This is a genomic window from Actinomadura mexicana, assembly GCF_900188105.1.
GTDB classification, from domain to species: Bacteria; Actinomycetota; Actinomycetes; order Streptosporangiales; family Streptosporangiaceae; genus Spirillospora; species Spirillospora mexicana.
Map to the genome: position 1 here is coordinate 702,645 of NZ_FZNP01000001.1, position 25,027 is coordinate 727,671.

Below are 25,027 nucleotides of genomic sequence, written 5' to 3' on the forward strand. Positions count from 1 at the left end.
GTCACGCTCCCTTCGGGGGGACGACCTGCAGGTAGATGGCGGTCAGCACGAGGTTGACGAAGAACAGCATCAGGAACGTGATGACGACCGACTGGTTGACCGCGTCCCCGACGCCCTTCGGGCCGGCGTTCGGGTTCAGGCCGCGGTAGGCGGCCACCACCCCGGCGATGAATCCGAAGATCAGCGCCTTGAACTCGCCGATGTACAGGTCGGGCAGCTGCGCGAGCGCGGAGAACGAGGCGAGGTAGGCGCCGGGCGTCCCGTCCTGCAGCAGCACGTTGAAGAAGTAGCCGCCCGCGACCCCGACGACGGACACCAGGCCGTTCAGCAGCACCGCGACCGCCATGCAGGCGAGGACGCGCGGGACCACGAGGCGCTGGATGGGCGAGACGCCCATCACCTCCATCGCGTCCATCTCCTCGCGGATCGTCCGGGAGCCGAGGTCCGCGCAGATCGCCGACCCTGCCGCGCCGGAGATCAGCAGCGCCACGATCAGCGGGCTGGCCTGCTGCACGACGGCGAGGACGCTCGCCCCACCGGTGAGCGACTGCGCGCCGAGCTGCTTGGCCAGCGACCCGACCTGGAGCGAGATGACCGCGCCGAACGGGATGGACACGAGCGCGGTCGGCAGGATCGACACCGACGCGATGAACCAGAACTGCTGGATCAACTCGCGGAGCTGGAACGGGCGCCGGAACGACAGCGCCAGTACCGTCGCGGCGAGCGCGAAGAGCCGCCCGGTCTGGCGCAGTGCGCCGGCACCGGGAACGGCGGAGTCAGGTGCCGCCACGCGCGTCTCCTTCCTCGGGCACGCGCGCGTCGCCGCGCGGTGCGGTCGGCCCGTCGGTTCGAGGGCGGTCAGTTCGCATCGGGGACGCCGCCCTCCGGCGCGTGCCTGCGGTTGGCGTAGATCGCCTGCTGCGCCCGCCGGGAGAGGCGCGGCATCATCTCGTCGAGGCGCCGCGCGTGCCGCAGCTCGCCCTGCCGGGGCGGCGCCCCGGGCGTGGGACGCAGCTGCGGCGGGATCTCCAGGGTGCGTTGGACGGGCGCGGGGCCGGCGGCCTCGGCGGCGAGCAGCGCGGCGTCCTTCTCCTCCGACATGCCGATCGGTCCGCGCGTGTCGCCGTGCAGGAACTGCAGGACGGCGGGCTCGTCGCTGGTCAGCAGCGCCTCGCGGGGGCCGAACGCGATGAGGTCGCGGCGGTACAGCATGCCGATGTTGTCCGGGACGGTCGCGGCGATGTCGATGTTGTGCGTGACGATCAGCATCGTCGCGTCGATCCGCGCGTTGACGTCGATCAGCAACTGGGAGATGTGCGCCGTGCGGACGGGGTCCAGGCCGGAGTCGGGCTCGTCGCACAGGATGATCTCCGGGTCGAGGACGAGCGCGCGGGCGAGGCCGGCGCGCTTGCGCATGCCGCCGGAGATCTGGCCGGGCAGTTTGCGCTCCTCGCCGGTGAGGCCGACCATCTCCATCCGCTCCATCACGATCCGCCGGATCTCGGACTCCTTCTTGCGGGTGTGCTCGCGGAGCGGGAACGCGATGTTGTCGAACAGCGGCAGCGAGCCGAAGAGTGCGCCGTCCTGGAACATCAGCCCGAACCGCTTGCGCGCCTCGAACACCTCGCGGTCGCGGTCGTTGACCATGTCGACCCCGCCGATGAGGACGCGGCCCTCCTCCGGCTTGAGCAGCCCGACGAGCGACTTGAGGAAGACGGTCTTGCCGGTGCCGGAGGGGCCCAGCAGCACGCTCACCTCACCGGGAGGAAGGGTGAGCGTGACATCACGCCAGATCGTCTGCCGGCCGAAGACTTTCGTCAGCCCCTCGACGACCACTTCAATTCCCACGACACCACCGCTCGCGCTAGGAAGGAGGTTTCGAGGACGTTACGGCGCACTAGACACAGTATTCAATAGGGGATCGCAGGCTCTTCGGCACAATTCGGTAAATGGCCTCAGAAATTTGTCACCGACTTAGTCTTCCCTCGCCCCGGAACCGTCATCGGTTGACTACCCGTCGGTAACATGAGGTCGGCCGGCGGCACGCCCGCCCTTCCAGGCAACCAGTTTTGTCACCGACCCAGCAACCGAACGTCATTCTTGTCACATCACGCGCAATGATGCGCCGCCGTGCGGCCGATCGAACCGAAGACCCTTGCCACCGTCGACTGGTGACTTTATGTTCACGGTGTTATCGATCTCATTCCGGGGTGTTCGCCTCCCGTCCGGCACACCCCCATACAGCGCCGCCGCCAGGACGGCGCCACGGCGCCCGGCCGGCTCGATGTGGAGGTTCGCTTTCCCATGTCGCAGGCATTAGATTTGTCTGAACACGACCGGAGTCAAACTGACTTCCAAGAATTCCTCGGCCTGCTGCGCGCGGAACTGTCCGACGTCACGAACGAGATCGTCACCGAGATCAAGCGGAGCATCCCGGAGTACGACCGGCCCGATCCCGCCTACGACCAGACCCTCCGGCTCTGCGCCGACATCCTGCTGCCGGCCTTCCTGGACCGGATCTCCGATCCGGACGCCTCCACCGACCAGCGCGACGAGACATGCCGCGCCCTCGGCCGCTTCGAGGCCATCGAGGGGCGCAGCCTCGACCACCTCCAGGCCGCGGCCCGGATCGCCTTCCACGTCGCGTGGCGCCGCACGGCCGTCCTCGCCGAGCGCGCGCAGGTCCCCACCTTCGTCGTGTCCGCCGCCGTCGACGCCATGCTCGTCTACCTCGAGGAATCCGTCGCACAGGCCCGCCTCGGCTACCAGCAGGCCACCGGGCACGCCGACCTGCGCCGCCGCGAGGAGCGGCGCCGGCTGCTGCATCTGATCCTGCAGCGGCCCGCCGTCGTCCCCGAGGCCATCGAGGACCTCGCCAAGTCCACCGGCTGGTGGCCGCTGCCGGCCGAGGCCACCCTCGTCGCCGTCCACCCCGGGGCGCCCTGCACCCGCTCCGCGCTCGACACCGACATCCTCACCGACTTCGACTCGGCGGAACCGTGCCTGCTCGTCCCCGGGCCGCTCACCGCCGACCGGCGGAACATGCTGCGCGCCGCGCTGCCGGACGCCAGCTGCGTCCTCGGCCTCACCCTGCCGCTGGAACGGGCCGCCCACTCGCTGCGCTGGGCCCGCCGCGTCCTCGACCTCGCCGAGGAGGGCATCATCCCGGACGGCTCCCTCATCCCCTGCGAGGACCACCTGATGACCATGTGGCTGCTGTCCGATCCGCCGCTGGTCGAGGAGCTCACCCGCCGGCACCTGGAACCACTGCAGGACGTGTCGGACGGGCAGCGCAAGCGCCTCGTCGAGACGCTCACCGAATCCGTCACCACCCGGGCGACCGCCGTCGACATCGGGGAGCGCCTGAAGATCCACCCGCAGACCGTCCGGTACCGGCTCCGCCAGTTGGAGGGCTACCTCGGCGACAGCCTCGAGAACGCGGACGCCCGGTTCTCCCTCGACGCCACCCTCCGCGCCGCGAGTCTGTACCGTCGCCGGCGCGCCCGCCGGGGCCAGCCCGGCGCACGGTGACCAGGACCCGCCAGGGGCGCGGGTGACGTTCGGGTCACAGGGGGTGCGACAGACCGTTATCCTGACCTCCTGGTTACCGGTTCCTGACGGAAAGTCGAAGGGGTCCATGCCGACGTCGACCTGGTTCCGCCTCAACGTCGCCAAGCGCGAACGCGTGCTCGAAGTGGCGATGCGCGAGTTCGGCGAACACGGGTACTCGACCGGCAGCCTCAACACGATCGCCCGCGAGGCCGGCATCGCCAAGGGTTCGCTGTTCCAGTACTTCAGCGACAAGCTGGAGTTCTTCGCGTTCGTGTGCGACGAGGCGTCGCGCCGCATCCGCGAGGAGATGGAGCGCCGCATCGAGCGGATCGACTTCGACCAGTCCTTCGACGAGTGGCTGGTCGACGTGCTGTGCGACTGGACCGAGTACATGGCCGACCACCCGCTGGAGCGCGGCGTCACCGCGGCCACGAACTTCGAGCTCGACAACGGCGTCCGGTCCGTCGTCCGCGACACGGCCAACCAGCACTACCTGCTGGTCATCCACCCGACGCTGGAGCTGTGGAAGGGGCAGGGCGCCATCGGGGAGGAGGCCGACCTGGAGGTCCTCGCCACCTGGCTGATGATGATCCTGCCGTTCCTCGCGCTCGCCCCGTACTACGACGGCCTCGACCCGATCCACGACCTGCGCGGCCGTACCCCGGCCGAGCAGCGACCGGTGATCCGCCAGCTCGTCGCGGGCTTCCGCCCGATGTTCACGCCCGCCAAGTAGCGCCGCGCAGGGCGGTCACGGGCATCCCCGCCTCGTCGCGAGGCCCCTCAGTCCTCGATGTCGGCGACCAGGACGTCCATGTGGCGGGCCGCCAGGCGGGCGGGGGGCGGGAGTTCGGCGGCGTCGGCGGCCGTCAGCACGCGCGGGCGGCCGAGGCGCCGGACGCGGCCGAGCCGCTCCACGCCGCCGCGGCCCTCGGCGAGCAGGTTGCGGACCCAGTCGGCGTCCCGCCCGTACGGCAGCCCGACGATGAGCCGGTCGCCGCTGCGGAACGCGGTCACCGGCGTGCGGTACTCCCGCCCCGACCGGCGCCCCCGATGGACGATCACCGCGAGGGGCGGGAGGTAGGGGGCGTAGACGCCCTGGATCCGGTTCGTGACGGCCTTGTTGAAGCGGGCGACCGGTCGCGGCATCAGCGGTTTCACCATGCCCCCTGGTCAGCACGGGCGGGCGCGGTCAGCGAGTGAGGACGAACTCCTCCGCGCGGGCCTTGCGGGAGCCGGCCCAGAACTCGAAGGTGTGGCCCGGCCAGAGGGTCCGGTTGACGCCCTGGTCGTCGAGGTACCAGCTGTTGCAGCCGCCCTCGTTCCAGACGGCGCGGCGCAGCCGCCGCTGCATGCGGTCGTTGAAGCGGCGCGCGGCCTCCGGCTTCGGCTCGATGGCGTCGGCGCCGGACTCCTGGAGCAGGCGCAGGCAGCTCAGCACGTGCTGGATCTGCACCTCGATCATGAAGACGACGGAGTTGTGGCCGAGGCCGGTGTTCGGGCCGAGCAGCATGAAGAAGTTCGGCAGGCCGGGGATCGTCGTGCCGCGGTGCGCCTCGATGCCGTCCGCCCAGATCTCCTGGAGCTTGACGCCGCCCCGGCCGGTGACGCGCAGGTCGGTGAGGGCGTCGGTCACCTTGAAGCCGGTGCCGTAGACGATGCAGTCGACCTCGTACTCGCGGCCGTCCTCGGTGACGACCGAGTTCTCCCGCACCTCGGCGATGCCGGAGGTCTCCACCTCGACGTTGGGACGCGAGAGCGCCGGATAGTAGTCGTTGGACAGCAGGATCCGCTTGCAGCCGATCGTGTAGTCCGGCGTCACCTTGGCGCGCAGCCCGGGGTCGGCGACCTGGTTGGCGATGTGCCGGCGGGCGATCTTCTCCTGCGGGGTGGACAGCCGCGGGTCGATCGTGAAGCCGACCGCGCGGGCCTCCAGCGCCCAGTAGATGCCACCGCGGAACGCGCGGGCGGCGCCCGGCACCTTCCCGAACACCGCGCGGACGGGCGCGGGGATGGGCAGGTCGGGCTTCGGCTGGATCCACGGCGGCGTCCGCTGGAAGACGACGAGCTCGCCCGCCCGCTTGGCGATCTTCGGCACGAACTGGATCGCGGACGCGCCCGTGCCGATGACGGCGACCCGCTTGCCGGTGAGGTCGTAGGAGTGGTCCCACTCGGCGGAGTGGAACGCCGTCCCCCGGAACCGCTCGACGCCCGGCAGGTCCGGGAAGGACGGGACGTGCAGCGCGCCGATGCCGGACACGACGGCCTTCGGGGTGAGGACCGTCCCGTCGGCGAGCGCCACCTTCCAGCGGCGGGCGTCGTCGTCGTACTCCATGGACTCGACCGCCGCGCCGAAGCGGATGTGCTCGCGCACCCGGTACTTGCCGGCGGTCCGCTCCATGTAGGCGCGGATCTCCGGCTGCGGCGCGAACATCCGCGTCCAGCCCGGGTTCAGCTCGAAGGAGAAGGAGTACATGTGCGACGGGACGTCGCAGGCGCAGCCCGGATAGGTGTTGTCGTGCCAGGTCCCGCCCAGCGCCTCGCTCTTCTCCAGCACGACGAAGTCGTGGAAACCGGACCGCTTGAGCCGGATCGCCATGCCGAGGCCGGCGAAGCCGGAGCCGATGATGACGATCGCGGGGGCGCGCTCGCTCATGACCCCTCCTCTCAGATAACCTACTCGCAGTAAGTTACCGGGAGTAGGTTACTGACGGTAGGTCCAACAGAGGGGAATCTCCTGTGAGTGGCGCCACACCCCCGCCCCGCCGCCGGATGGCGCGCGCCGAGCGCGAGCGGCAGATGCTGGACGTGGCGGAGCGGGTGTTCGGCGAGCGCGGCTACCAGGCCGCCTCCATGGACGAGATCGCCGAGCGCTGCGGGGTCTCCAAGCCGATGCTCTACGAGTACTTCGGTTCCAAGGACGGGCTGCTCGTGGCATGCGTGAGCCGCTCCAAGGCCGAACTGTTCGACGTCACGCAGAAGGCGATGGCGGGCGCCACCACCCCCGAGGACATCCTGTCGCGCGGGATGGTCGCCTACTTCCGCTTCATCGACGAGCACAGCAGGTCGTTCGCGATGCTGCTGCGCGAGCCGATGGCCGCCACCCCGGAGGCCATCCAGGCCATCGACGAGACCCGGCGGCAGCAGAGCGAGCTCATCGCCGGAGTGCTCGGCACGTTCGCGCCGTCCGCCCCGGGCGGGGCGGTCGAGGCGTACACGCAGATCATCATGGGCGCGAGCGAGCGGATGGCGCTGTGGCAGACGGGCCGTCCCGACGTGTCGGCGGAGGACGCGGCCCGCTACATGACCGACTTCTGCTGGAACGGCCTCAGCCCTTACCTGGCGCCCGCCGGGGAAGCGCGTCCAGCGCCCCGATGAGCAGGTCGAGGCCGAACTCGAAGTCGGTCTCGGGATCGACGTCGGCCAGCGCCGGACCGTAGGCGAGGACGTGCGGGAACTCGTCCGGGTCCAGGCGCGTCCATGACTCGGCCCCCGTCTCGGCGAGGTGCCCCAGCATCTTCGCCATGCCGATCTCGCGCATCTGGGCGCCGAGCGCGTAGGCGATGAGCGCCCGCATGATGCGCACGGCCGTCTCGCCGTCGAACCCGGCCGCGTCGGCGAGGGCCAGGGCGCGCTCGGCCGGCCGCAGTCCCACCGGGGTGTCGACCTTGTGGGTGAGGACGATCGACATGCAGCGCGGGTTGTCGTGGGCGACCTTGCGGAACGCCCGGACGAGCGCACGCGCGCGCTCCTGCCACGGCTCGGACGGGTCGTCGGACAGCTCCAGCCCCGCGACGACGTGCTCGGCCACGCCCTCCAGCAGCGCGCCCTTGTTCGGGACGTGGTTGTAGAGCGACATCACGGCGACGTCCAACTCGGCGGCGACCCGGCGCATGGACAGCGCGTCCGCGCCCTCGCGCTCGATCACCTCGACCGCCGCCTCCACGACGCGCGCGCGGGTCAGGCCCGGTCGCGGGGTGTCGGAGGTCACACGCCTCGCCATCGCTTCCGCTCCTCCTCGCCGTTGACACCGTAAGTGTGTCATGACACGGTACGTACATTGTACGTAAAACGTACAGCGTACGTACCAGCGGGCGGCGCAACGCCCGCGCTCGGGGAGGACGCCCCATGTCGACCCACGATCTCTACACCGGCTCCGTCCCGTCCGGGGCCTGGACCGTCCCGATGACCGGCGACGCCAGGTTCACCTGGGAGTACGACGACGGGCGCGACCGCCTCCTCGCCCTCTACCAGAAGGGCAAGGACAAGCAGTGGGACTCGGTCAAGCGCATCGACTGGGACCTGGAGGTCGATCCGCACGACGTCCTCGGCGTCCCCGACCAGTCCCTCGCCATCTACGGCACGAAGTACTGGGACATGCTGTCGGAGAAGGAGCGCGGTGAGCTGCGGCGGCACTCCGCGTCCTGGCAGTTCTCCCAGTTCGTGCACGGCGAGCAGGGCGCGATGGTCACCGCCGCCCGCATCGTGGAGTCGGCGCCCGACCTGGACTCCAAGTTCTACTCCGCCACCCAGACGATGGACGAGGCCCGCCACGTCGAGCTGTTCACGCGGTTCCTGCACGAGAAGGTCGGGATGGTCTACCCGATCAACACCAAGCTGCAGGACCTGCTGAACGAGACCCTCACCGACGCGCGCTGGGACATGCCCTACCTCGGCATGCAGGTGCTCATCGAGGGCCTCGCGCTCGCCGCGTTCGGCGTCATCCGCGACATCACCACCAAGCCGCTGCCCAAGCAGATCCTCGCCTACGTCATGCAGGACGAGGCGCGCCACGTCGCGTTCGGGCGGCTGGCGCTGCGCGACTACTACAAGCAGCTCTCGCAGGCGGAGCTCCGCGAGCGCGAGGAGTTCGTCATCGAGGGCTGCTACCTGATGCGCGACCGCATCCGCGGCCGGGAGATCTGGACCAACTTCGGGATCGACCCGAAGGAGGTCGACGAGATGGTCGAGAACTCGCCGTACATGCGGATGTTCCAGAGCCTGCTGTTCAGCCGCATCGTGCCGTGCGTGAAGGACATCGGGCTGTGGAGCGACGGCATCCGGAGCGCCTATGACGACATGGGCGTCCTGGACATGTCCAAGGCCGACCTCGACGCCCTCATGCACCAGGACGAGGAGATCGCCGAGAAGGTGGACGCCGAGCGGTTCGCCGCCGAGGAGACCGCCCGCAAAGCGGAGGTGGACGCCGTCATCGCCGACGCGGCGGCGGCGGGCTGAGTAACGTTCAGATCATTCGATCCGCCGCACACCTCGGAGGTCTGGATGCCCCTCGCGCACTTCGACGGAGCGCTCGCCGTCGTCACCGGAGCCGGCAGCGGCATCGGCCGGGCCGTCGCCCTCGCCCTGGCCGGGAACGGCGCCACCGTCGTCGCGGCGGACATCGACCTCCCCGCCGCCGAGCGCACGGTCACCCTCGCCAAGACGCTCGGCGCGGGCGGCACCGCCTACGAGGTGGACGTGGCCGACGAGGCCGCGATGGAGGACTTCGCCGCGCGGGTGAAGGAGACCCACCGCGTCCCCGACATCGTCGTCAACAACGCCGGCATCGCGGTCACCGGCCCCTTCCTGGACACCGGCGTCGAGGACTGGGAGCGCATCCTCGGCGTGAACCTGTGGGGCGTGATCCACGGCTGCCGGCTGTTCGGCCGCCAGATGCGCGACCGCGTGGACGCGCTGCCCAACAAGCCCGACAAGCCGAACCTCGGCGGCCACATCGTCAACATCGCGTCGGCCGCCGCCTTCGCGCCGTGGCGCGCCATGCCCGCCTACTGCACCACGAAGTCCGCCGTCCTCATGCTCAGCGAATGCCTGCGCGCCGAACTGGCCGGATCGCGCATCGGCGTCACGGCCGTCTGCCCCGGATTCGTCAACACCAGCATCGTCGACAACGCCCTCCACCTGGAGGGCGACGCCGAGGCCCGCGCACGCCTGCGCGAGCGCGGGCAGCGTGCCATCAAGCTGCGCAACTACCCGCCGGAGAAGGTCGCCGAGCGGGTCGTCCACGCCATCATCAAGAACAGGCCCGTCGTGCCCGTCAACGCCGAGGGGCACCTCCTGCACGCCCTGTCCAGGGTTTCCCCCGCCTCCCTGCGCCTGCTGGCCAGGATCCCCGCCCGGGGTTAGCGCCCGCCGACGGGCGCGGCCCCCGGCTCTCCCCGCGGTGAGAGGAGAAGGACCGATGCCCCCCGATGTCCTGCTGAGCGACGGCCGTCCCCGGAACTGGACGGCGCGGATCCGGTGCGGCGACGGCGACCACACGCTGGAGCTGACCCACCGGGAGGTGGTCGCCGAGCGGCTGCTGCGCGCGTCCCGCAAGCACTCCTTCGACCCGGACGTGGACGTCGACTGGGACGCCCCGCAGGACCCGGACGTGTTCTACTTCCCGCCCCAGCTCACGTCGATCTACGAGACGCCGCTGTGGGACGGGCTGACGCACCGGCAGCGGGTGGAGCTGACCAGGCGGGAGATGTGCAGCATCGCCTCGTTCGGCATCTGGTCGGAGATGCTGCTGATGCAGTCGCTGGTGATGCACGCCTACCGGCACCGCTACGACAGCGACCACGTGGCGTACGCGCTGACGGAGATCGCCGACGAGTGCCGCCACTCGAAGATGTTCGGCCGGATGGTGCGCGCGTGCGGGCTGCGCACGCACCGGCCCCGGGCGCTGGAGTTCCACTTCGCCAAGCTGTTCGGCGCCGTGTACGACCCGATGCCGATGTTCGCCGGGACGCTGATCGTGGAGGAGTTCACCGACGCGTTCCAGCGGCTGACGTTCCCGGACGAGGCCGTCCAGCCGATGATCCGCCAGGTCACCCGGATCCACGTGGTCGAGGAGGCCCGGCACATCAGGTACGCGCGGGAGGAGCTGAAGCGGCTGGCCGCCGAGGTCCCGCCGGTTCGGCGGCGGATGGCGGCCTACGGGATGGCGCAGGCGACGCGGTTGGTGGCCGCGCAGCTCGTCCACCCGTCCTGCTACACGGCGGTGGGGCTGGACCCGGGGCTCGCGCGGCGCGTGGCGGCGCGCAGCCCGCACCGGCGCGCCACGATGGCGTGGTCGTTCCGTAAATGCACCGCGTTCCTGGACGAGGTCGGTTTCCTGGACGGCCGGGCGCGCGACGTATGGGTCCGGGCGGGACTGCTGGAGCGGTGACCGACGCACCGGGCCGTTACGCCCGGCGCCATTCGTCCGCCGTCGAACCGTTTATTAGAAAATGGTTCGACAATGGCGCGGAACTGGACCTGGCACGGGTGGGAGAAAGGGCCGCGGAGCAGGGACCACTCCGCGGCCCAAGGGCGAGTAAGGGCTGCTAGCCCCGCATGTCACGCACCCAGGACACTCCGAACGATGGCATGGTCACGACGTCGACCCCCTCCTCCCCAAACCTCGCTGCGCACCGATCCCCCCGCTTCGCGCGAAAGCCCGATCGGCGCACTCCCTCCCCTTTACCGGTTCACCATAGAAGGTGCCGGCAGAAGTGCGGCCATGATCGGCCGATTCAGGTCAGGACCGGTTCAGCGCGGCGAGGACTTCCCGGGCGACGGCGGTGGCGGTTCCGAGGCACGCGCGCTCCCGGGCGTCCGCGGGCCCCTCGCGCGGCGCCTGCTCGCTGTAGCCGACCGTGAAGACCGCGTTGTGGATCCGGGCCGTGACCTGCCCGACCACCGTCGGCTGCCCCTCGTCGGTCTTGAACCAGCGGAACGCCTCGTCCCCGATGCCGCCGCGGCGCTCCAGGGTGACGGTCCGCACGAGCGGCGCGTCGTGCGCCTGCGCCCACTGCGCGTCGTAGTAGCCCCCGGCGTCCTGGACGGGCGTCGCGGTGTCGCCCGGCGCGTACAGGTGCGCCTCCACGCGCAGCCAGCGGAAGCTTGAGCCGGTCGAGGAGTACGTGCACGTGGTGAGCGTCGAGTTCGCGCTCTGCCGCCGCGTCGCCTTCGGGACGGCCCGCTCGACCGTGGCCGCCGCGACCGTCCCGCACGGCGCCGGGAGCGCGTTGATCACCTTCTGCCACGGGCCCTGCGAACCGGACGGGCGGCCGGGCGGCTGCGACGGGCCGTCCGGCGGCGTCCGCCGCGGGGCGGCCTTCTCCTGCTCGCTCCCCCCGGACATGACGAGGATCACCACGACCGCCGCGGCGGCGAGCGCCGCGGCCGCCGCGATCAGCGCGTACAGCCTGCGCGGGCGGCGCCCCGGGGCCGGCGGCTCAGGGCCGGAGTACGGCCGGTGGAACGGCTCGACCGGACGCTGAAGGCCCACGCCGCGCTCCTCACTCCCGTTTCGCCGACCGTTCCCGCCACCCGTCAACGTAACCAGGGTCGCGGCGCCTGACCATGCCCCCTGGCGGTGCCGTTCGTCAGACCCGCTGGTCACAATGAAGGAATGCTGATAGCGGACATCGCGCGGACCTCGGAGGCGGTCGCGGGCACCTCGGGCCGCAAGGCCAAGGTGTCCGCGCTCGCGGAGTGCCTGCGCGCGGCCGACCCGGGCGAGGCCGCGACCGTCGTCGCCTACCTGTCCGGCGAGCTGCCGCAACGCCAGATCGGGGTGGGGTACGCCGCGCTGCGCGACCTCCCGCCGCCCGCCGCGGAGCCGTCCCTGACCGTGCCCGGGGTGGACGCGGCGTTCGGCGAGATCGGCGCCGTGTCCGGGCCCGGCTCGGTCGCCCGGCGGCGCGAGCTGCTCGCGGCGCTGTTCGGCCGCGCCACCGCCCCCGAGCAGGGCTTCCTCGTCAGGCTGCTGGCGGGCGAGCTGCGCCAGGGCGCGCTGGACGGGGTGATGGCCGAGGCGATCGCGGCGGCGGCCGGGGTGCCCTCCGCCGAGGTCCGGCGCGCGTTCATGCTGCGCGGCTCGCTCGGCCCGGTCGCGACGACCGCCCTCGCGGAGGGGGCGGACGGGCTGCGCGCGTTCACGCTGGAGGTCGGGCGGCCGGTCAAGCCGATGCTGGCCGCCGCCGCGCCGTCGGTCGACGAGGCGTTCGCCAAGCTCAAGGGCGAGGCCGCGGTCGAGTGGAAGCTCGACGGCATCCGCGCCCAGGTGCACGTGTCCGGCGGCGGGGTCCGGGTGTTCACCCGGACGCTGGACGAGATCACCTCCCGGCTGCCCGAGGTGGTGGAGGCGGTGCGGGGGCTGCCCGTCCGCGAGGCCGTGTTCGACGGCGAGCTGATCGCCCTGCGGCCGGACGGCCGTCCCCACCCGTTCCAGGTCACCTCCGCCCGCACCGCGACCCGCACGGCGAAGGACACCGAGCCGGTGCCGCTGGCCGTCTTCCTGTTCGACGTGCTGTACCTCGTGGAGGCCGGCGGCGCCCCTCCGCAGGGCGCGCCCGGCGAGGGCCTCCTCGACGCGTCCGGGGCCGAGCGGTACGAGGCGCTCGCGCGGGTCGTCCCCGAGGATCTGCGGATGCCCCGGGTGGTCACCGGCGACCCCGCGAAGGCCAAGGAGGTCTTCGACGAGGCCGTCGCGCGCGGCCACGAGGGCGTCGTCGTCAAGGCGCTCGACACCCCGTACACGGCCGGGCGGCGCGGCGCCGGCTGGATCAAGGTCAAGCCCCGGCACACCCTCGACCTCGTCGTGCTCGCCGTCGAGTGGGGGCACGGCCGCCGGCAGGGCCTGCTGTCCAACCTGCACCTCGGTGCCCGCGACCCCGAGACCGGCGGCTTCGTCATGCTCGGCAAGACCTTCAAGGGGCTCACCGACGAGCTGCTCGCCTGGCAGACGGAGAAGCTGCGCGAACTGGCCGTGCGCGAGGACTCCTGGACGGTGCACGTCCGGCCCGAGCTGGTCGTCGAGATCGCGTTCGACGGCGTCCAGCACAGCCCCCGCTACCCCGGCGGCATCGCGCTGCGGTTCGCCCGCGTCCTGCGGTACCGGCCCGACAAGTCCGCTACCGAGGCCGACACGATCGACACCGTCCGGGCCGTCGCGCCCGTCATGGACTGAGCCCCGTCACGGACTGAGCTCGGGGGCCTCCGCCGGCGGCTGCTCCCCGGACGGCGGCTCCTGCCCGTGCGGGCGGCCGCGGGCCCGCCGGGTGGACGCGGCGCGGGTCCGGATCGGCGAGCCGGTCCGCCTGCGCACGCGCGACAGGGTGCGGCGCCGCGCCCGTGCCGCGGCCTCCCGCTGGGCGCGTGCCGCGGCGTTGCGCTCGGCGCGCTCGACGGCCTCCCACTCGGCCCGGACGGCCGCGCGGCGGGCCGCCCGGCGCTCGGCGCGGCGCGCCCGGCCGCGTTCGGCCCGGCGCTCGGTCCGGCGCTCGGCGCGGGCGGCGGCGCGGGCCATCTTGCGGCGGCGGACCCGCTCGGCGGCCTCGGCGCGGCGCTGCAGCAGCTCGGGCGGGATGAGGTCGTGCCGGCCCGCGATGAACTCCTGCACCCAGATCTTGGCGCGGATCAGCGGCCGCCTGAGCCGCTTCTCGCGCCGGACGGCCCGCTGGTACCGGCGCGAGTCCGGGTCGTAGCGCCAGCGCGACCAGGGCGAGCCGGGCCGCGCCACCCGGATCGCGCCGACGATCAGCAGCGCGGGCATGAACAGCCCGATGAGCCCCGTCCAGATCTTGCCCTTCAGCAGCGTGAGCACGGCGAGGACGAGGTTGACGGCGAGGGAGGCGACGTAGACGCGGGTGATCAGCCCGGTGCCCGGGTCGGGCGCGATGCCCTCGTAGCCGAGGGGGCGGATGCCGAGCAGCAGCAGCCCGGTCACCGCCATGGCGACGAACACGGCGTCGAGGGACGCGCGGCCCTTCTCCGTCCAGTAGACGTCGCTGAGGTGCAGGATCAGCGCGAACTCGTCCAGGACGAGGGCCGAGCCCATCCCGAACACCACGGCCGCCGCCAGGTCGAGGCCGACGTAGGCGTCCGGGACGGCGAGGCTCGCCACCCCGCCCATCAGCATCAGCACCACGCCGAACACGACGTGGTGGATGTGCACGTCGCCCGCCTTCACGTTCCGGAACCACCAGCGGACGTTCGCGCGGATCAGCCGCACGTTCACCCGCGTCAGCACGAACGTGACCATGAACGCGACGAAGAAACCGAACAGCGGCAGCCGCCCGGTCGCCACGATGCGCTCGTCGAACATCTCGATCATCTGCCCCCCGCCTCCTCAATGATGCACCCTGACATGCGCGGATATCGTGGGACCCTGCCGACGATCAAGGAGAGAACCGTCATGAGCCGCATCGTGGACCGCTGCGATCCCGGATACCGGGCGTGGATCGCCGAGGCGATCCGGCTCGTGGACGCCGACGCCAACCGCAGCGCCGACACGCACCTGCACGTGTTCCCGCTGCCGCCGGAGTGGGGCATCGACCTCTACCTGAAGGACGAGTCCGTCCACCCCACGGGTTCGCTGAAGCACCGGCTCGCGCGGTCGCTGTTCCTGTACGGGCTGGCGAACGGCTGGATCCGCCGGGACACCACGATCATCGAGGCGTCCAGCGGGTCGACGGCGGTGTCGGAGGCGTACTTCGCGCGGCTGCTCGGCCTGCCGTTCATCGCGGTCATGCCGGCCTCCACCAGCCCGGAGAAGATCCAGCTCATCGAGTTCCACGGCGGCCGCTGCCACCTGGTGGCCGACCCTTCGGCGATCTACGAGGAGTCGCGGCGGCTCGCGGCCGAGTGCGGCGGCCACTTCATGGACCAGTTCACCTTCGCCGAGCGGGCGACGGACTGGCGCGGCAACAACAACATCGCCGAGTCGATCTTCGAGCAGATGCGGCTGGAGCGGTTCCCGGAGCCGTCCTGGATCGTGGTGGGCGCGGGCACCGGCGGGACGTCCGCGACGATCGGCCGGTACGCCCGCTACCGGATGTTCCAGACGCGGCTGGCGGTGGTCGACCCGGAGGGGTCGGCGTTCCACGGCTCGTTCGCCGACGGCGACCCCGGGCGCACCGCGGCGGGCTCGCGGATCGAGGGCATCGGCCGCCCCCGCGTCGAGCCGTCGTTCCTGCCCACGGTGATCGACCGGATGATCCGGGTGCCGGACGCGGCGTCCATCGCGGCGATGCGCTGGACGAGCGAGGTCAGCGGCCGCAGCGTCGGCGGCTCGACCGGCACGAACATGTGGGGCGCGGCCGAACTGATCGCGCAGATGCGGGCCCGCGGGGAGCGCGGCAGCGTCGTCACGCTCCTGTGCGACGGCGGCGAGCGGTACGCGGGCACCTACGGGTCGGACGCGTGGCTGGCGAGGCAGGGCCTCGACATCGACCCCTACCTGGCCGCGCTGGACGTCTTCCTGAAGACCGGCACGATGCCGGACGTCACCCGGTGACGCGGATCGGGTTGAACAGGTCGGCGTAGATCAGCAGGCCGCCCATGACGATCAGGACGACCGCCATCACGTACGTCACCGGCAGCGCCTTGGCGACGTCCACGTAACCCGGGTCGGGCCTGCGGAAGATCCGGGCGAACGCCTTCTTGACCGCCTCCAGGAGCGCGCCGGCGATGTGCCCGCCGTCCAGCGGCAGGAGCGGGATGAGGTTGAACAGCCCGACCGCGAGGTTCAGCGAGCCGAGCAGCATCACGAAGAAGGAGACCTTCTGCGTGCCGGTGAAGTCGTCGGACGCGGCGACCTCGCCGCCGATCCGGCTGACGCCGACGACGCCGATCGGCCCGTTCGGGTCGCGCTCGTGGCCGCCGAAGGCCGCGTTCCACACGCCGACCATCTTCTGCGGCATCCGCACCAGCGCGCCGACGGTCCGCGCGGTCAGGTCGCCCATCGTGCTGGCGACCGCGCCCGGCCCCTGCCGCTCGATCGCGCTGGACGGCGTTATGCCGAGGAACCCGACGTTGACGACCTTGTCCTCGTCCTTGAGGTCGTACATCTGGTTGCGGGTGATGGGGACGTTCAACCGCACGTCCTCGCCGTCCCGCCGGACGGTCATCGGCACGGTCCTGCCGCCGTCCCTGCGGATCATGCGCTGCAGCTGCCCGTAGTCGTCGACCTTCCGGCCGTCGAACGCCACGATCCGGTCGCCCGCCCGCAGCCCGACCTGCCGCGCGGGCGTCGGCGCCGCGTTCGCCGGGCACTCGGTGACCTTCGCGCTGGCCGGCACCATGCACTCGGCGACCTCTTTGATCACCGGCTGCGGCTGGTTGGTCCCGATGCCCATCAGCAGGATCGCGAAGAACAGCACCGCGAGCAGCAGGTTCATCGCGGGCCCGCCGAACATGATGAGCAGCTTCTGCCACCACTTCTTGGCGTAGAACACGCGGTCGCCGTCGCCGGGCCCGACCTCCTCCAGCGAGGCCCCCCGGGCGGACTCGATCAGCCCCTGCCACGGCCCGGTGCTGATCCGCCGCACCTGCCCGGGCGCATCGCCCTTGCGCGGCGGCAGCATGCCGATCATGCGGATGTAGCCGCCGAGCGGGATCCACTTGACGCCGTACTCGGTCTCGCCCCTGTGCCTCGACCACATCGTGGGCCCGAACCCGACCATGAACTGCGTGGTCCGCACCTTGAACAGCTTGGCGAAGCTGAAGTGCCCGAGCTCGTGCAGCGCGATGGAGACCAGCAGGCCGAAGAAGAGGATCAGCGCTCCAGCCAGGTAGTAGACCATGCGGCGTGCCCTCCGGGTCCGTCCACCCCGCGCGCCCGGGGGGTGATCTCCGACAACCAGTTCAGAGTACGTTACGGCCCGCCGTCCGGTTTAAGCGAACGAAGAAGCAGCACGAGCCGGAAGCCACATTGATGCGCGGTGCTAACCCGGCAGCGCGTCATCGGCACGAGAACCCGTGTCCCCCAGGAGGGCCGACCACGCATCATGGGCGACCCCGTCCCCCCCACGGAGCGGCCCTGGCCGGCTGCGGCGGCTCCGACGACAAGGCGGACAGGCCCTGGTCCAGCAGCTCCCCGAGACGTTCGCCCCGGCCCGGGACACGCCGGGCTCAGCGGCCAGGCTCGCGACCTGGTGGCCGCACTGTTGCGCTCCGGGGTCCTTGTCGTCTGGGCGGTGAAGAGCGAGACGCCGGAGCACATTGTCAGTGGACCACGTCGAAGATCTGCTTCTGCAGGCCGTTGGCGTAGACGTCGTGCTCTACCAGCTTCAGTTTCTGGGTGTCCCTGTCCGTGGTACTGAACAGTCGCTTGCCGGCGCCGAGCAGCAGCGGGAAGACGAGCAGGTGGTAGCGGTCGATCAGGCCGGCGTCCGAGAGGCTGTGGTTCAAGGAGGCGCTGCCGTGGACGATGATCGGGCCTCCCTCGGTCTGCTTGAGAGCGGTGACCTGGTCGAGTGAGCGCAGGATCGTGGTCTCGCCCCAGTTCGACACCAGGTCCTCTTTGGTGAGGGTGGTGGAGAGGACGTACTTCGGCAACGTGTTGTAGTGCGCGAATTCCTGCAGGTTCGGCCAAACTGGGCTGAACACCTCATAGCTGATCCGGCCCAGCAGGATCGCGGTGGCCTCCATCTGCTCCCGCCCCTTGATCTCGTATGCCTCGGGGAGGAACTCGACGTCCTTGAAGGTCCATCCGGAGTTCCGGTAGCCCGGTTCGTCGCCCGGGGCCTCGACGACGCCGTCGAGCGACATGAAGGCAGTGCTGATCAGGGTACGCATTGAGGACTCCTTGGTCTGTCGTGTGCATTTCGGCTGTTCGGAGCACGCTTGGGCCGCGTTGAAGCGGAGCGCGGTCGTTCCGGCGGCACCGGGAGTGGTCCGGTCCCCTGCGGCCGGGCGGTGCCGGCGGCGTACGGGTGTACCTGTGGGGCTCTCAGGCGAGGAGCCCGGTCAGCCACTGCTGCCAGGCCGCTTCGGCCCCGTCCGTGTCGGGTCCAAAGAGGTGATGGAACATCAGCACCACGCCGGTGATGTAGAGGAAGGCGTAGATCCCGTCCGCGGTGCGGACCTTGATGCGCTCGTCGTCCGACCAGACCACCTCGCCGTCAAGTGGCGGCAGCTCCGCGGGTTCGGCGTGCGCCCGCGCGCCCACGGCGACCGGGTTCGGCAGTGACAGTGCGCGGGTGAGCGCCGCGTGAACCTCCTGCGCCGAGCGTCCGTCCGACGGCGCGACGGCGAAGACGGGGACGCTGGCGCGTCCCGGGAAGTGCGTCAGGTACTCGCGGAGTGTGTGGAGGTGGAAGGGCCAGCCGCGGCGCAGCGCGTCGTACTCGTCCTGCCAGTCGTCGCCGAGCACGCCGCTGTGAACGACGCGTAGCGCAGTGCTGCCGCCGTCCCGTCCCTCGATCAGGTACTCGAAGGCCATGAACCGGCCGTCCTCGGCGGTGGCCGTGCGGGTGGCGAAGCGCTTGCCGGGGTCGTAGGCGGTGATCACCGCCTCCTCCCGGCGGCCTCCGGTCTCCATGGCGGCGACTCCGCCCTCACGTGGCTCGACCTCGTTGCGGCCCATGAACCAGGAGTCGATCCCCGGTCCGGTGGCGATCGCCTCCCAGACCTGTTCCGGGCTTGCCGACAGGGTCGTCTCCAGCTCGATCTCGAAGGGGTGGGTCATCGTCGGTTCTCCTCTCCTGCTTCGGAGTCGCTCGCGTGCGCCTCCGCGTCTGCCTGCTGCGGGCCGGGCGCGGTCCTCCGGTCGCCGGGCTGCGCGGGGATCTGGTGGAGCCCGACGACCACCCGGTGGTTCCGGCCCTGCGGGGCGAACTCGTCGTGGTAGCGGCCGACAAGGACGGCCACGGCCTGGGCCAGTTCGTCGGCGAAGGCCGACCGGTCGGCCGCGGTGGCGAACCGCACCTCCGCGTCGATGCCGAAGGTGGCGACCTGCCGGCCGGCCCGAGCGGCGCCGGTCAGCAGGGTCCCGATCTCCTGCACCAGCCGGGCCCCCAGCGCCAGCAGCCAGTGGGCGGACATCTGGTCCGGAGACCGGGAGGGATCCGGGCTGACGGCGGCAAGGACGCTGGGAGAGATCACATAGGAGGCGGCGGTAGCGCGGTACACCCGTTCGGTGACGCTGCCCTTGCGCCGCTCCTCGGCGAGTTCGACCAGCCCATGTCGCTCCAGTTCCTTGAGGTGGTAGTTGACCTTCTGCCGAGGGAGCCCCAGCCGGGCGGCCAGCATGGCGGCCGAGCCGGGCTCGGCCAGGGCGGCGAGGATCCGTGACCTGATCGGGTCCAGGGACGCCTCGGCCGCAGCGGGTTCTTCGATCACAGCGACTTCCAGCACCGCTCCAGGATCCACCCGACAAAAAGATTTGTCAAGGAAAATTTAGTTGTCGGCTGAGCGGGGCATGCGGTCACGGTGCTAACCCGACCGCGCGTCATTGTCACGAGAGCCCGTATCCCCGAGGAGGGCCGACCGCGCATCATGAGCGGCCCCACCCCCGTCCACGGAGGTTCCCCCTTGAAGCGCGGTCATGTAGCGGTACTGGCGCTGACGCTGGCCCTGGCCGGCTGCGGCGGCTCCGACGACGGCAAGGCGACGAGCGCGTCCTCACCCCCCGCCCCGACTGCCGCGACCACGGCGCCGTCCACCCCCAAGCCCGGAAAGGGCAACGAGACGACGCCCCTCCCCCCCGCCCAGTCGAAAGCGGTCAAGGCCTTCAACGACTGCATGCACGAGCAGGGCGTCCAGATGCCGACCCCCAACCCCACGAGAACCCCCGCCCCCGACGAACTGAAAAAGATCAGAACCGCCCTGCAAACCTGCGTGAAGTCCATGTCGGCTCCCCCCACCCCCAGCCGCAGCTGACGACGAGCCCCGCCGAGGCGACATGAAGCAAGCTGGAGTTGACCGGCGCGAACGTCCTGATCGGCGGCGTGATGGGCTCCGGGAAGACGTCCGCCGTACCGATCCTGGCCCTCGCGGGCGCGCTCGACCCGACGTGCGAGCTGTGGCTGTACGAGTGAAGGGCCCCCGATACCAGGGTCGAACCCGGTTTCGGGGGTGCCTACGTCAGCAGCGTCACCGGTCGGGCCCCGATCACGGGGCGCGCAGGGGCGTCACAAGCCCTACTCGGTGGGCGCACACAACTCGCGGTATGCCTCGTTAAGCTCGGCGGCCGCCGGGACGCTTCGGGCTTCCACGGCGGTGATGACCTCGACCGCGCGCCAGTGGTTCGACGGCACCAGGCGCCCACTCGTCAACGCCTTCAGCGCAGTGTGCGCTGCCTCGTCCGGCTGATCCGCGGCCAGCAGCGCGAGCGCGAGATCGAGCCGCGCCGAGGCAGCCCGCCGCGGCCGGGCAGGACCCGAGGCTGGACGTTCCAGCCGGGCCAGGACGCCGCGCGCGTAGGGCTCGGCCGCCGGGTCACCGATCCACGCGAGCGTGGTGGCGGTGTAGGCGTCGCTCTTGGCCGGGTCGTACCGGTAATGGTGCTCGGGACGATCCGGCATCGGCAGCGGCTCGACGAGCTGCTCGACGCGCGCCAGGGCCTCCCTCGTCTCCTGGCCGGCGCCGAGTCGGGCCCATGCTCGCCCCTCCTGCGCGGTCGCCTGGATGAAGGCCGAACTGTCCCGCGGGGCGATCTCCTGTGCGCCGCGCGCTAGCTTCACAGCCTCTTGAAGGTCGCCGTCGGTGAGCCGCTGCCAGGCGCGCGTCTCCAGCGTCCACGCGAGGATCTCCGGATGCCCGGCATGGTCGGCGAGCTGCGCGGCCGTGCGCAACCTGGCGGCGGCCGCCGGGCGCTGCCCCAGGTCGATGTCGCAGGTTGCGGCGAGCAGCGACAGCCACCCTCCGACGACGACCAGGCGGCGGCGCTCGGCCAGCGTCATGCGCGCGTCCATGAGCTGGAAGACGTAGCCGAGGTGTCGGCGCGTCCGCGCGAGCAGTTCCCCGGGTGCGGACCGCGGGTAGTCCGCGGCCAGTTCGTCCACGGTCGTCTCCAGCGCGACGAGGGTCTCCTCGCCGACGTCGCTCGCTGTCACGCGTCGCACGAGATCCAACGCCTCAAGCTCGTCATCGAGGGGCGCTGCGGCGACTGGTGCGGAAGGTCGAAGCGCCGCCAGTTCGCCGCCGGCGTTGAGGACTTCGTCGAAGCGGACCGCCATCTCCGCCGATGGAACCTTCAGGCCGCGAGCGACCCGGGACACGTAACCGTCGTTGCATGGCACGAGTTCGGCCATCCTGCGCTGGCTGATCTGCCGCTCGACCATGAGCTGACGCAGCTTCTCCCCGAACTTCATCGCCTCACCCGTTTCGCCCCGGGTTGACCTGCTGCCTGTCGCTGCCCACGCCGTCAGGCAGCAGGCAGCCCCTACCAAAGCTAACGCCGGGCGCGGTCCAGTGGTGGGCGAAGGGTGTCACAAGACACACAGGCGGCCCCGGCCGGCGGGCGAACGCCGGGGGTTCCGGGGCCTGACCGGAAACGAGGTCCGGCTAGTGAGCAAGGTACTCAACCCAGCACCGCCCGCACCGCCCCCCATGGATCTCGAAGGGCGCCTCGCCACCCTGCGCGCCGAGTTCCCCGGCTGGACGATCGACGGCAGCGAAATGCCGGGCCTGCCGTACCGCGCCGTCCGCGAAGGCGGCGACGAGAAGGCGCTCATCCTTGGCGCCGGGACCTACGACGCGCTGCGGACTCTACTTTCCCAGCAGGACGCCGCCGACTGCGAGCGCGCCCTCCTGACGCTGAGTAAGGCGCTGGCGGACCGCGGTACCGAGGTCATCGAGCACAGCGTCAGCCTCGTCATGCGAACCCGAGCCGGAGTCGCCCGGTCCGTCGGCGCGCTGCGCGGCCGGTTCAACTGGGACTCCGGGCTCGACCTCGGGCCGATCGCCGACGTCGACGAGGCCACCGTGAAGATCGTGCGCCTGCTCGGCCTGGAGATGCACCCGCAGCTCGCCGCGCTCGCCACCCGCATGGGCATCCGCGGTTACAAGGTGGACATCGCCGCGCCCGAGGTGACCGTGACGACCCCCGCCGGCGTCTCGCCGCCCCGCGGCGTGCGGGTCACGTGCGAGCCGCGGCCGAAGGACGACGACCGCGACTGGTTCTGGACGCACATGGGCGACGCGCTCGCCCCGGCCACCGACGTCACCGGCGCCGAGGTCGGGCTCGTCGGGCTGCTCGCAGCCGACTCAGGAGCCGGGGGCGGTGGCGACGTGGCCAGGTGACCCCCGTTATCTCCGCCGCCGCCCCCGCCTACGTCACAGCCCCCGGAGCCGGCGCGGAGCACCCGGGGGCCGTGGCCACCAACCCGGTAGCGTGACCTGCGCGCAAAGAGCGACGCGCGAGGAACAGGAGGAGACATGCGACTGCCCCGATGGGCGCCATGGGTCGAGGACGTGCTGAAGGGTTCCCCCGCGATCACCGGCGTGAAGCTCTTCGCCGACGCGGGGATCACCGATCCCCAGTACGGCCACGTCATTACCCTGCGCACAGGCGCCCAGGTGGCGCTCCAGTGGACGCGGACATCCCCGCCGTCGGGCGACCTCGGCGAGGAGACCCCCGTCACCGGGGAGCCGCCCGCCTCCCAGACGCTCCCGGAGCTGCCGAGCACGGGACGGACGCCGCTGCGCCTGATCGAGCAGCACATCGCCGCGCTCATCGCCAACGGCGCGAACCCGGAGGTCAAGACGGTCGAACGAAAGTCGGTCCGCGAGGACGCCGGGCCGCGGCCGTGCTGCGTCATCGTGCGCATGCACAGCGGCGCAGACATCTTCGGCGTGTTCCGGAGCCTGGCGCCCGCGGGCGGCTCGATCAGCCAAGGGGGTGACTTCCAGCAGAGAGAGGAGGTGTGAACCATGGCACAGTGCCCTGACTGTCGACAGGAGACGTCCGCCGACACGGGGTCGTCGACGCCGGCGCATCAGAAGCCCGGCAGTCGAGGAACGTGTTCTGGCACGGGCAAGCCCGCCGTGTGAGATAGCGGCCCCGCCCAGGCGAATTGGGCGGGGCCGTTCGCGCGAAGAGTACACATTACGGGCATGACGAAACGCCCCCCGCCCCGAGGAGGAGGACGGGGGCGCCTGGTGCACTAACGCAGCAACCTCAGCCGCCACCCCAGCCACGCGACAACCTGGACCCTCGCGATCGCGTCCGAAGGCAGTTTCGAGCGAAGCGAGAAACTGATCGCGAAGCGAGCCGCAAGGCGAGCCGGAGCGATGCCAGCGATCGCACGCGTTTCCCCAGGGTCGAGGCCCCCAGGGCCTCGACCCTGGGGAAACGCAATAAACACTGCTAGCCTTCTTCGACAGCTGATGATCCCGTGCGGGAGAGTCCCTCGCAGCCGGTGGGGGACGCCGAAGGAGCAAATCCTCCCCGGAACCTCTCAGGCCCACGGACCGCACGGGCCAGGCGACCTCTGGAAAGCGGGGACTCCGGTCCCCCGCCGAAGGTGAAAGCCCGCCGTGCCGCGCGGGTGAAGCTCTCAGGCGCCGATGACAGAGGGGGAGGCACCGATACGCCCGGTGCGCGAGTGGGACGATGGACCACGCGCGCCCGTGACGAAGGAGCCGAGCCCATGTCCGCCGATCCGACCGCGAAGAAGACGCCGCTGCACGACGTCCATGAGGACCTCGGCGCGAACCTCGTCGACTTCGCCGGCCATCTGATGCCGCTGCGCTACGCGAGCGAGACCGCCGAGCACCAGGCCGTCCGCACGGGTGCGGGGCTGTTCGACCTGTCGCACATGGGGGAGATCTTCCTCTCGGGGCCGGGCGCGGGGGCCGCGCTCGACTTCGCGCTGGTCGGCAACCTGTCGCCGATGCCGGTCGGCAAGGCCCGCTACACGATGATCTGCGGGCAGGACGGCGGCGTCCTGGACGACCTGATCGTCTACCGGCTCGCGGACGAGACGTGGATGGTGGTGGCGAACGCCGCGAACGCCGACGTCGTCCGGGAGGCGCTGGTCGAGCGTGCCGCGGGGTTCGAGGCCGCGGTGGACGACCGGTCCGGCTCGTACGCGCTGATCGCCCTGCAGGGGCCGCGTTCCCAGGGGATTCTCGAGGGGTTCACGGACGCGCCGCTGGGGGGCCTGAAGTACTACGCGATCCTCGCGGGGCGGGTCGCGGGCGTGGACGCCCTCGTCGCCCGCACCGGGTACACGGGCGAGGACGGGTTCGAGCTGTTCGTGGACGCCTCCGACGCGGTCCGGTTGTGGAAGGCGCTCGCCGCGGTGGAGGGGGTCGTCCCGGCGGGGCTGTCGGCTCGCGACACGCTGCGCCTGGAGGCGGGGATGCCGCTGTACGGGAACGAGCTGACGGCCGAGACGACGCCGTTCGAGGCGGGCCTCGGTCGGGTGGTGAAGCTGGACAAGCCAGGCGATTTCGTGGGGAAGTCCGCCCTGGCGGCGCAGGCGCAGACCCCGCCGGGCCGTAGGCTCGTGGGACTGGTCGCGCGGGGGCGTCGCGCGCCCCGGAAGGGGTACCAGGTCGTCACGTCCGGCGGCGCGCCGTGCGGCATCGTGACGAGCGGCGCCCCGTCGCCCACACTGGGCACGCCGATCGCCATGGCGTACCTCGACAGCGGCGTCGAGGAGGCGGGCCTGGCCGTGGACGTCCGCGGCCGGCACGAGCCGGTGGACGTGGTGGCCCTGCCGTTCTACAAGCGTTCCTGAACAAGTTGTCCGGCGGT

At 71.2% G+C, this 25,027-nt stretch carries 24 protein-coding genes and 2 riboswitches; of the genes, 12 read left to right on the forward strand and 12 right to left on the reverse strand.

All coding sequences use genetic code 11. From position 1 onward, the window contains the following. Position 1 precedes the first annotated feature (1 nt). Complete coding sequence (locus CHC11_RS02980) at positions 2-790, reverse strand: MlaE family ABC transporter permease (RefSeq protein ID WP_089309979.1); 789 nt, start codon at positions 788-790, stop codon at positions 2-4. A gap of 68 nt (positions 791-858) precedes the next feature. Beyond that, complete coding sequence (locus CHC11_RS02985) at positions 859-1,848, reverse strand: ABC transporter ATP-binding protein (RefSeq protein WP_089309980.1); 990 nt, start codon at positions 1,846-1,848, stop codon at positions 859-861. A gap of 474 nt (positions 1,849-2,322) precedes the next feature. On the opposite strand from CHC11_RS02985, the gene CHC11_RS02990 reads away from it, so the two are divergent. Beyond that, complete coding sequence (locus CHC11_RS02990; protein WP_143226895.1) at positions 2,323-3,531, forward strand: PucR-like N-terminal domain-containing protein; 1,209 nt, start codon at positions 2,323-2,325, stop codon at positions 3,529-3,531. Between the two features lie 106 nt (positions 3,532-3,637). Further along, positions 3,638-4,285 carry a TetR/AcrR family transcriptional regulator gene (locus CHC11_RS02995; RefSeq protein ID WP_089309982.1) on the forward strand — a complete coding sequence of 216 codons (648 nt, stop codon included), beginning with the start codon at positions 3,638-3,640 and terminating at the stop codon, positions 4,283-4,285. 47 nt (positions 4,286-4,332) lie between these two features. Here the strand turns inward: CHC11_RS02995 and CHC11_RS03000 are convergent, their stop codons facing one another. Both CHC11_RS03000 and CHC11_RS03005 read right to left on the reverse strand, forming a co-directional pair. Beyond that, positions 4,333-4,698 carry a nitroreductase family deazaflavin-dependent oxidoreductase gene (locus CHC11_RS03000; RefSeq protein WP_089310297.1) on the reverse strand — a complete coding sequence of 122 codons (366 nt, stop codon included), beginning with the start codon at positions 4,696-4,698 and terminating at the stop codon, positions 4,333-4,335. A 43-nt stretch (positions 4,699-4,741) separates the two neighbouring features. Continuing rightward, positions 4,742-6,205: a flavin-containing monooxygenase gene (locus CHC11_RS03005; RefSeq protein WP_089309983.1), complete on the reverse strand. Its 1,464-nt coding sequence runs from the start codon at positions 6,203-6,205 to the stop codon at positions 4,742-4,744. Positions 6,206-6,288: 83 nt separating this feature from the next. On the opposite strand from CHC11_RS03005, the gene CHC11_RS03010 reads away from it, so the two are divergent. Continuing rightward, positions 6,289-6,927, forward strand: a complete 639-nt coding sequence (locus CHC11_RS03010) for a TetR/AcrR family transcriptional regulator (RefSeq protein ID WP_245918677.1) — start codon at positions 6,289-6,291, stop codon at positions 6,925-6,927. Here CHC11_RS03010 and CHC11_RS03015 read toward each other — a convergent pair. Further along, the gene (locus tag CHC11_RS03015; protein WP_089309985.1) at positions 6,878-7,552 is read right to left on the reverse strand and encodes a TetR/AcrR family transcriptional regulator; all 675 of its coding nucleotides are present in this window, start codon (positions 7,550-7,552) and stop codon (positions 6,878-6,880) included. The two genes, CHC11_RS03010 and CHC11_RS03015, sit on opposite strands and share 50 nt — an antisense overlap. Before the next feature lie 125 nt (positions 7,553-7,677). On the opposite strand from CHC11_RS03015, the gene CHC11_RS03020 reads away from it, so the two are divergent. From CHC11_RS03020 to CHC11_RS03030, 3 genes are read left to right on the forward strand one after another with little or no spacing between them, the layout of a single operon-like run. Beyond that, entirely contained in the window at positions 7,678-8,787 is a 1,110-nt protein-coding gene (locus CHC11_RS03020; RefSeq protein WP_089309986.1) for a ferritin-like domain-containing protein, read from the forward strand. Positions 8,788-8,832: 45 nt separating this feature from the next. Further along, positions 8,833-9,693, forward strand: coding sequence for an SDR family NAD(P)-dependent oxidoreductase (locus tag CHC11_RS03025; RefSeq protein WP_089309987.1), 861 nt, complete (start codon positions 8,833-8,835; stop codon positions 9,691-9,693). 55 nt (positions 9,694-9,748) lie between these two features. Continuing rightward, positions 9,749-10,720, forward strand: coding sequence for an AurF N-oxygenase family protein (locus CHC11_RS03030; protein WP_089309988.1), 972 nt, complete (start codon positions 9,749-9,751; stop codon positions 10,718-10,720). Between the two features lie 351 nt (positions 10,721-11,071). Here CHC11_RS03030 and CHC11_RS03035 read toward each other — a convergent pair whose 3' ends face one another. Continuing rightward, positions 11,072-11,824, reverse strand: coding sequence for a hypothetical protein (locus CHC11_RS03035; RefSeq protein WP_089309989.1), 753 nt, complete (start codon positions 11,822-11,824; stop codon positions 11,072-11,074). Positions 11,825-11,947: 123 nt separating this feature from the next. Between CHC11_RS03035 and CHC11_RS03040 the strand changes: the two genes are divergently transcribed. Further along, the gene (locus tag CHC11_RS03040; RefSeq protein WP_089309990.1) at positions 11,948-13,507 is read left to right on the forward strand and encodes an ATP-dependent DNA ligase; all 1,560 of its coding nucleotides are present in this window, start codon (positions 11,948-11,950) and stop codon (positions 13,505-13,507) included. A gap of 6 nt (positions 13,508-13,513) precedes the next feature. Here CHC11_RS03040 and CHC11_RS03045 read toward each other — a convergent pair whose 3' ends face one another. Next, positions 13,514-14,653: a hypothetical protein gene (locus tag CHC11_RS03045; RefSeq protein ID WP_342749948.1), complete on the reverse strand. Its 1,140-nt coding sequence runs from the start codon at positions 14,651-14,653 to the stop codon at positions 13,514-13,516. A gap of 81 nt (positions 14,654-14,734) precedes the next feature. On the opposite strand from CHC11_RS03045, the gene cds1 reads away from it, so the two are divergent. After that, entirely contained in the window at positions 14,735-15,835 is a 1,101-nt protein-coding gene (cds1, locus tag CHC11_RS03050) for an L-cysteine desulfhydrase Cds1 (RefSeq protein WP_089309991.1), read from the forward strand. Here cds1 and CHC11_RS03055 read toward each other — a convergent pair. From CHC11_RS03055 to CHC11_RS03070, 4 genes are all read right to left on the reverse strand, one after another. Further along, on the reverse strand, positions 15,825-17,123 hold the full coding sequence (locus tag CHC11_RS03055) for a M50 family metallopeptidase (protein ID WP_089309992.1): 1,299 nt from the start codon (positions 17,121-17,123) through the stop codon (positions 15,825-15,827). The genes cds1 and CHC11_RS03055 overlap by 11 nt on opposite strands. A 421-nt stretch (positions 17,124-17,544) precedes the next feature. Further along, positions 17,545-18,117 (reverse strand): dihydrofolate reductase family protein, encoded by a 573-nt coding sequence (locus CHC11_RS03060; RefSeq protein ID WP_089309993.1) that lies wholly within the window; start codon positions 18,115-18,117, stop codon positions 17,545-17,547. A 154-nt stretch (positions 18,118-18,271) separates the two neighbouring features. Continuing rightward, positions 18,272-19,009 carry an SRPBCC family protein gene (locus CHC11_RS03065; RefSeq protein WP_089309994.1) on the reverse strand — a complete coding sequence of 246 codons (738 nt, stop codon included), beginning with the start codon at positions 19,007-19,009 and terminating at the stop codon, positions 18,272-18,274. Further along, a complete protein-coding gene (locus CHC11_RS03070; protein WP_089309995.1) occupies positions 19,006-19,677 on the reverse strand; it encodes an ArsR/SmtB family transcription factor in 672 nt (223 codons plus the stop codon). The genes CHC11_RS03065 and CHC11_RS03070 overlap by 4 nt, the downstream gene beginning before the upstream one ends. Positions 19,678-19,854: 177 nt before the next feature. Here CHC11_RS03070 and CHC11_RS40020 point away from each other — a divergent pair, with 177 nt between their 5' ends. Then, entirely contained in the window at positions 19,855-20,202 is a 348-nt protein-coding gene (locus CHC11_RS40020) for a hypothetical protein (RefSeq protein ID WP_143226896.1), read from the forward strand. Between the two features lie 260 nt (positions 20,203-20,462). On the opposite strand, the gene CHC11_RS03080 is transcribed toward CHC11_RS40020, so the two are convergent. Then, a complete protein-coding gene (locus CHC11_RS03080; protein WP_089309997.1) occupies positions 20,463-21,635 on the reverse strand; it encodes a helix-turn-helix domain-containing protein in 1,173 nt (390 codons plus the stop codon). A gap of 196 nt (positions 21,636-21,831) precedes the next feature. Between CHC11_RS03080 and CHC11_RS03085 the strand changes: the two genes are divergently transcribed. The 3 genes from CHC11_RS03085 (at position 21,832) to gcvT (ending at position 25,010) form a co-directional block, all read left to right on the forward strand. Beyond that, the gene (locus CHC11_RS03085) at positions 21,832-22,566 is read left to right on the forward strand and encodes a hypothetical protein (RefSeq protein WP_143226897.1); all 735 of its coding nucleotides are present in this window, start codon (positions 21,832-21,834) and stop codon (positions 22,564-22,566) included. Between the two features lie 135 nt (positions 22,567-22,701). Then, entirely contained in the window at positions 22,702-23,193 is a 492-nt protein-coding gene (locus CHC11_RS03090; protein WP_089309999.1) for a hypothetical protein, read from the forward strand. 460 nt (positions 23,194-23,653) lie between these two features. Continuing rightward, a riboswitch (glycine riboswitch) is annotated at positions 23,654-23,749 on the forward strand. 4 nt (positions 23,750-23,753) lie between these two features. Further along, a riboswitch (glycine riboswitch) is annotated at positions 23,754-23,842 on the forward strand. 73 nt (positions 23,843-23,915) lie between these two features. Then, entirely contained in the window at positions 23,916-25,010 is a 1,095-nt protein-coding gene (gcvT, locus tag CHC11_RS03095) for a glycine cleavage system aminomethyltransferase GcvT (RefSeq protein ID WP_089310000.1), read from the forward strand. Positions 25,011-25,027: the final 17 nt, after the last annotated feature.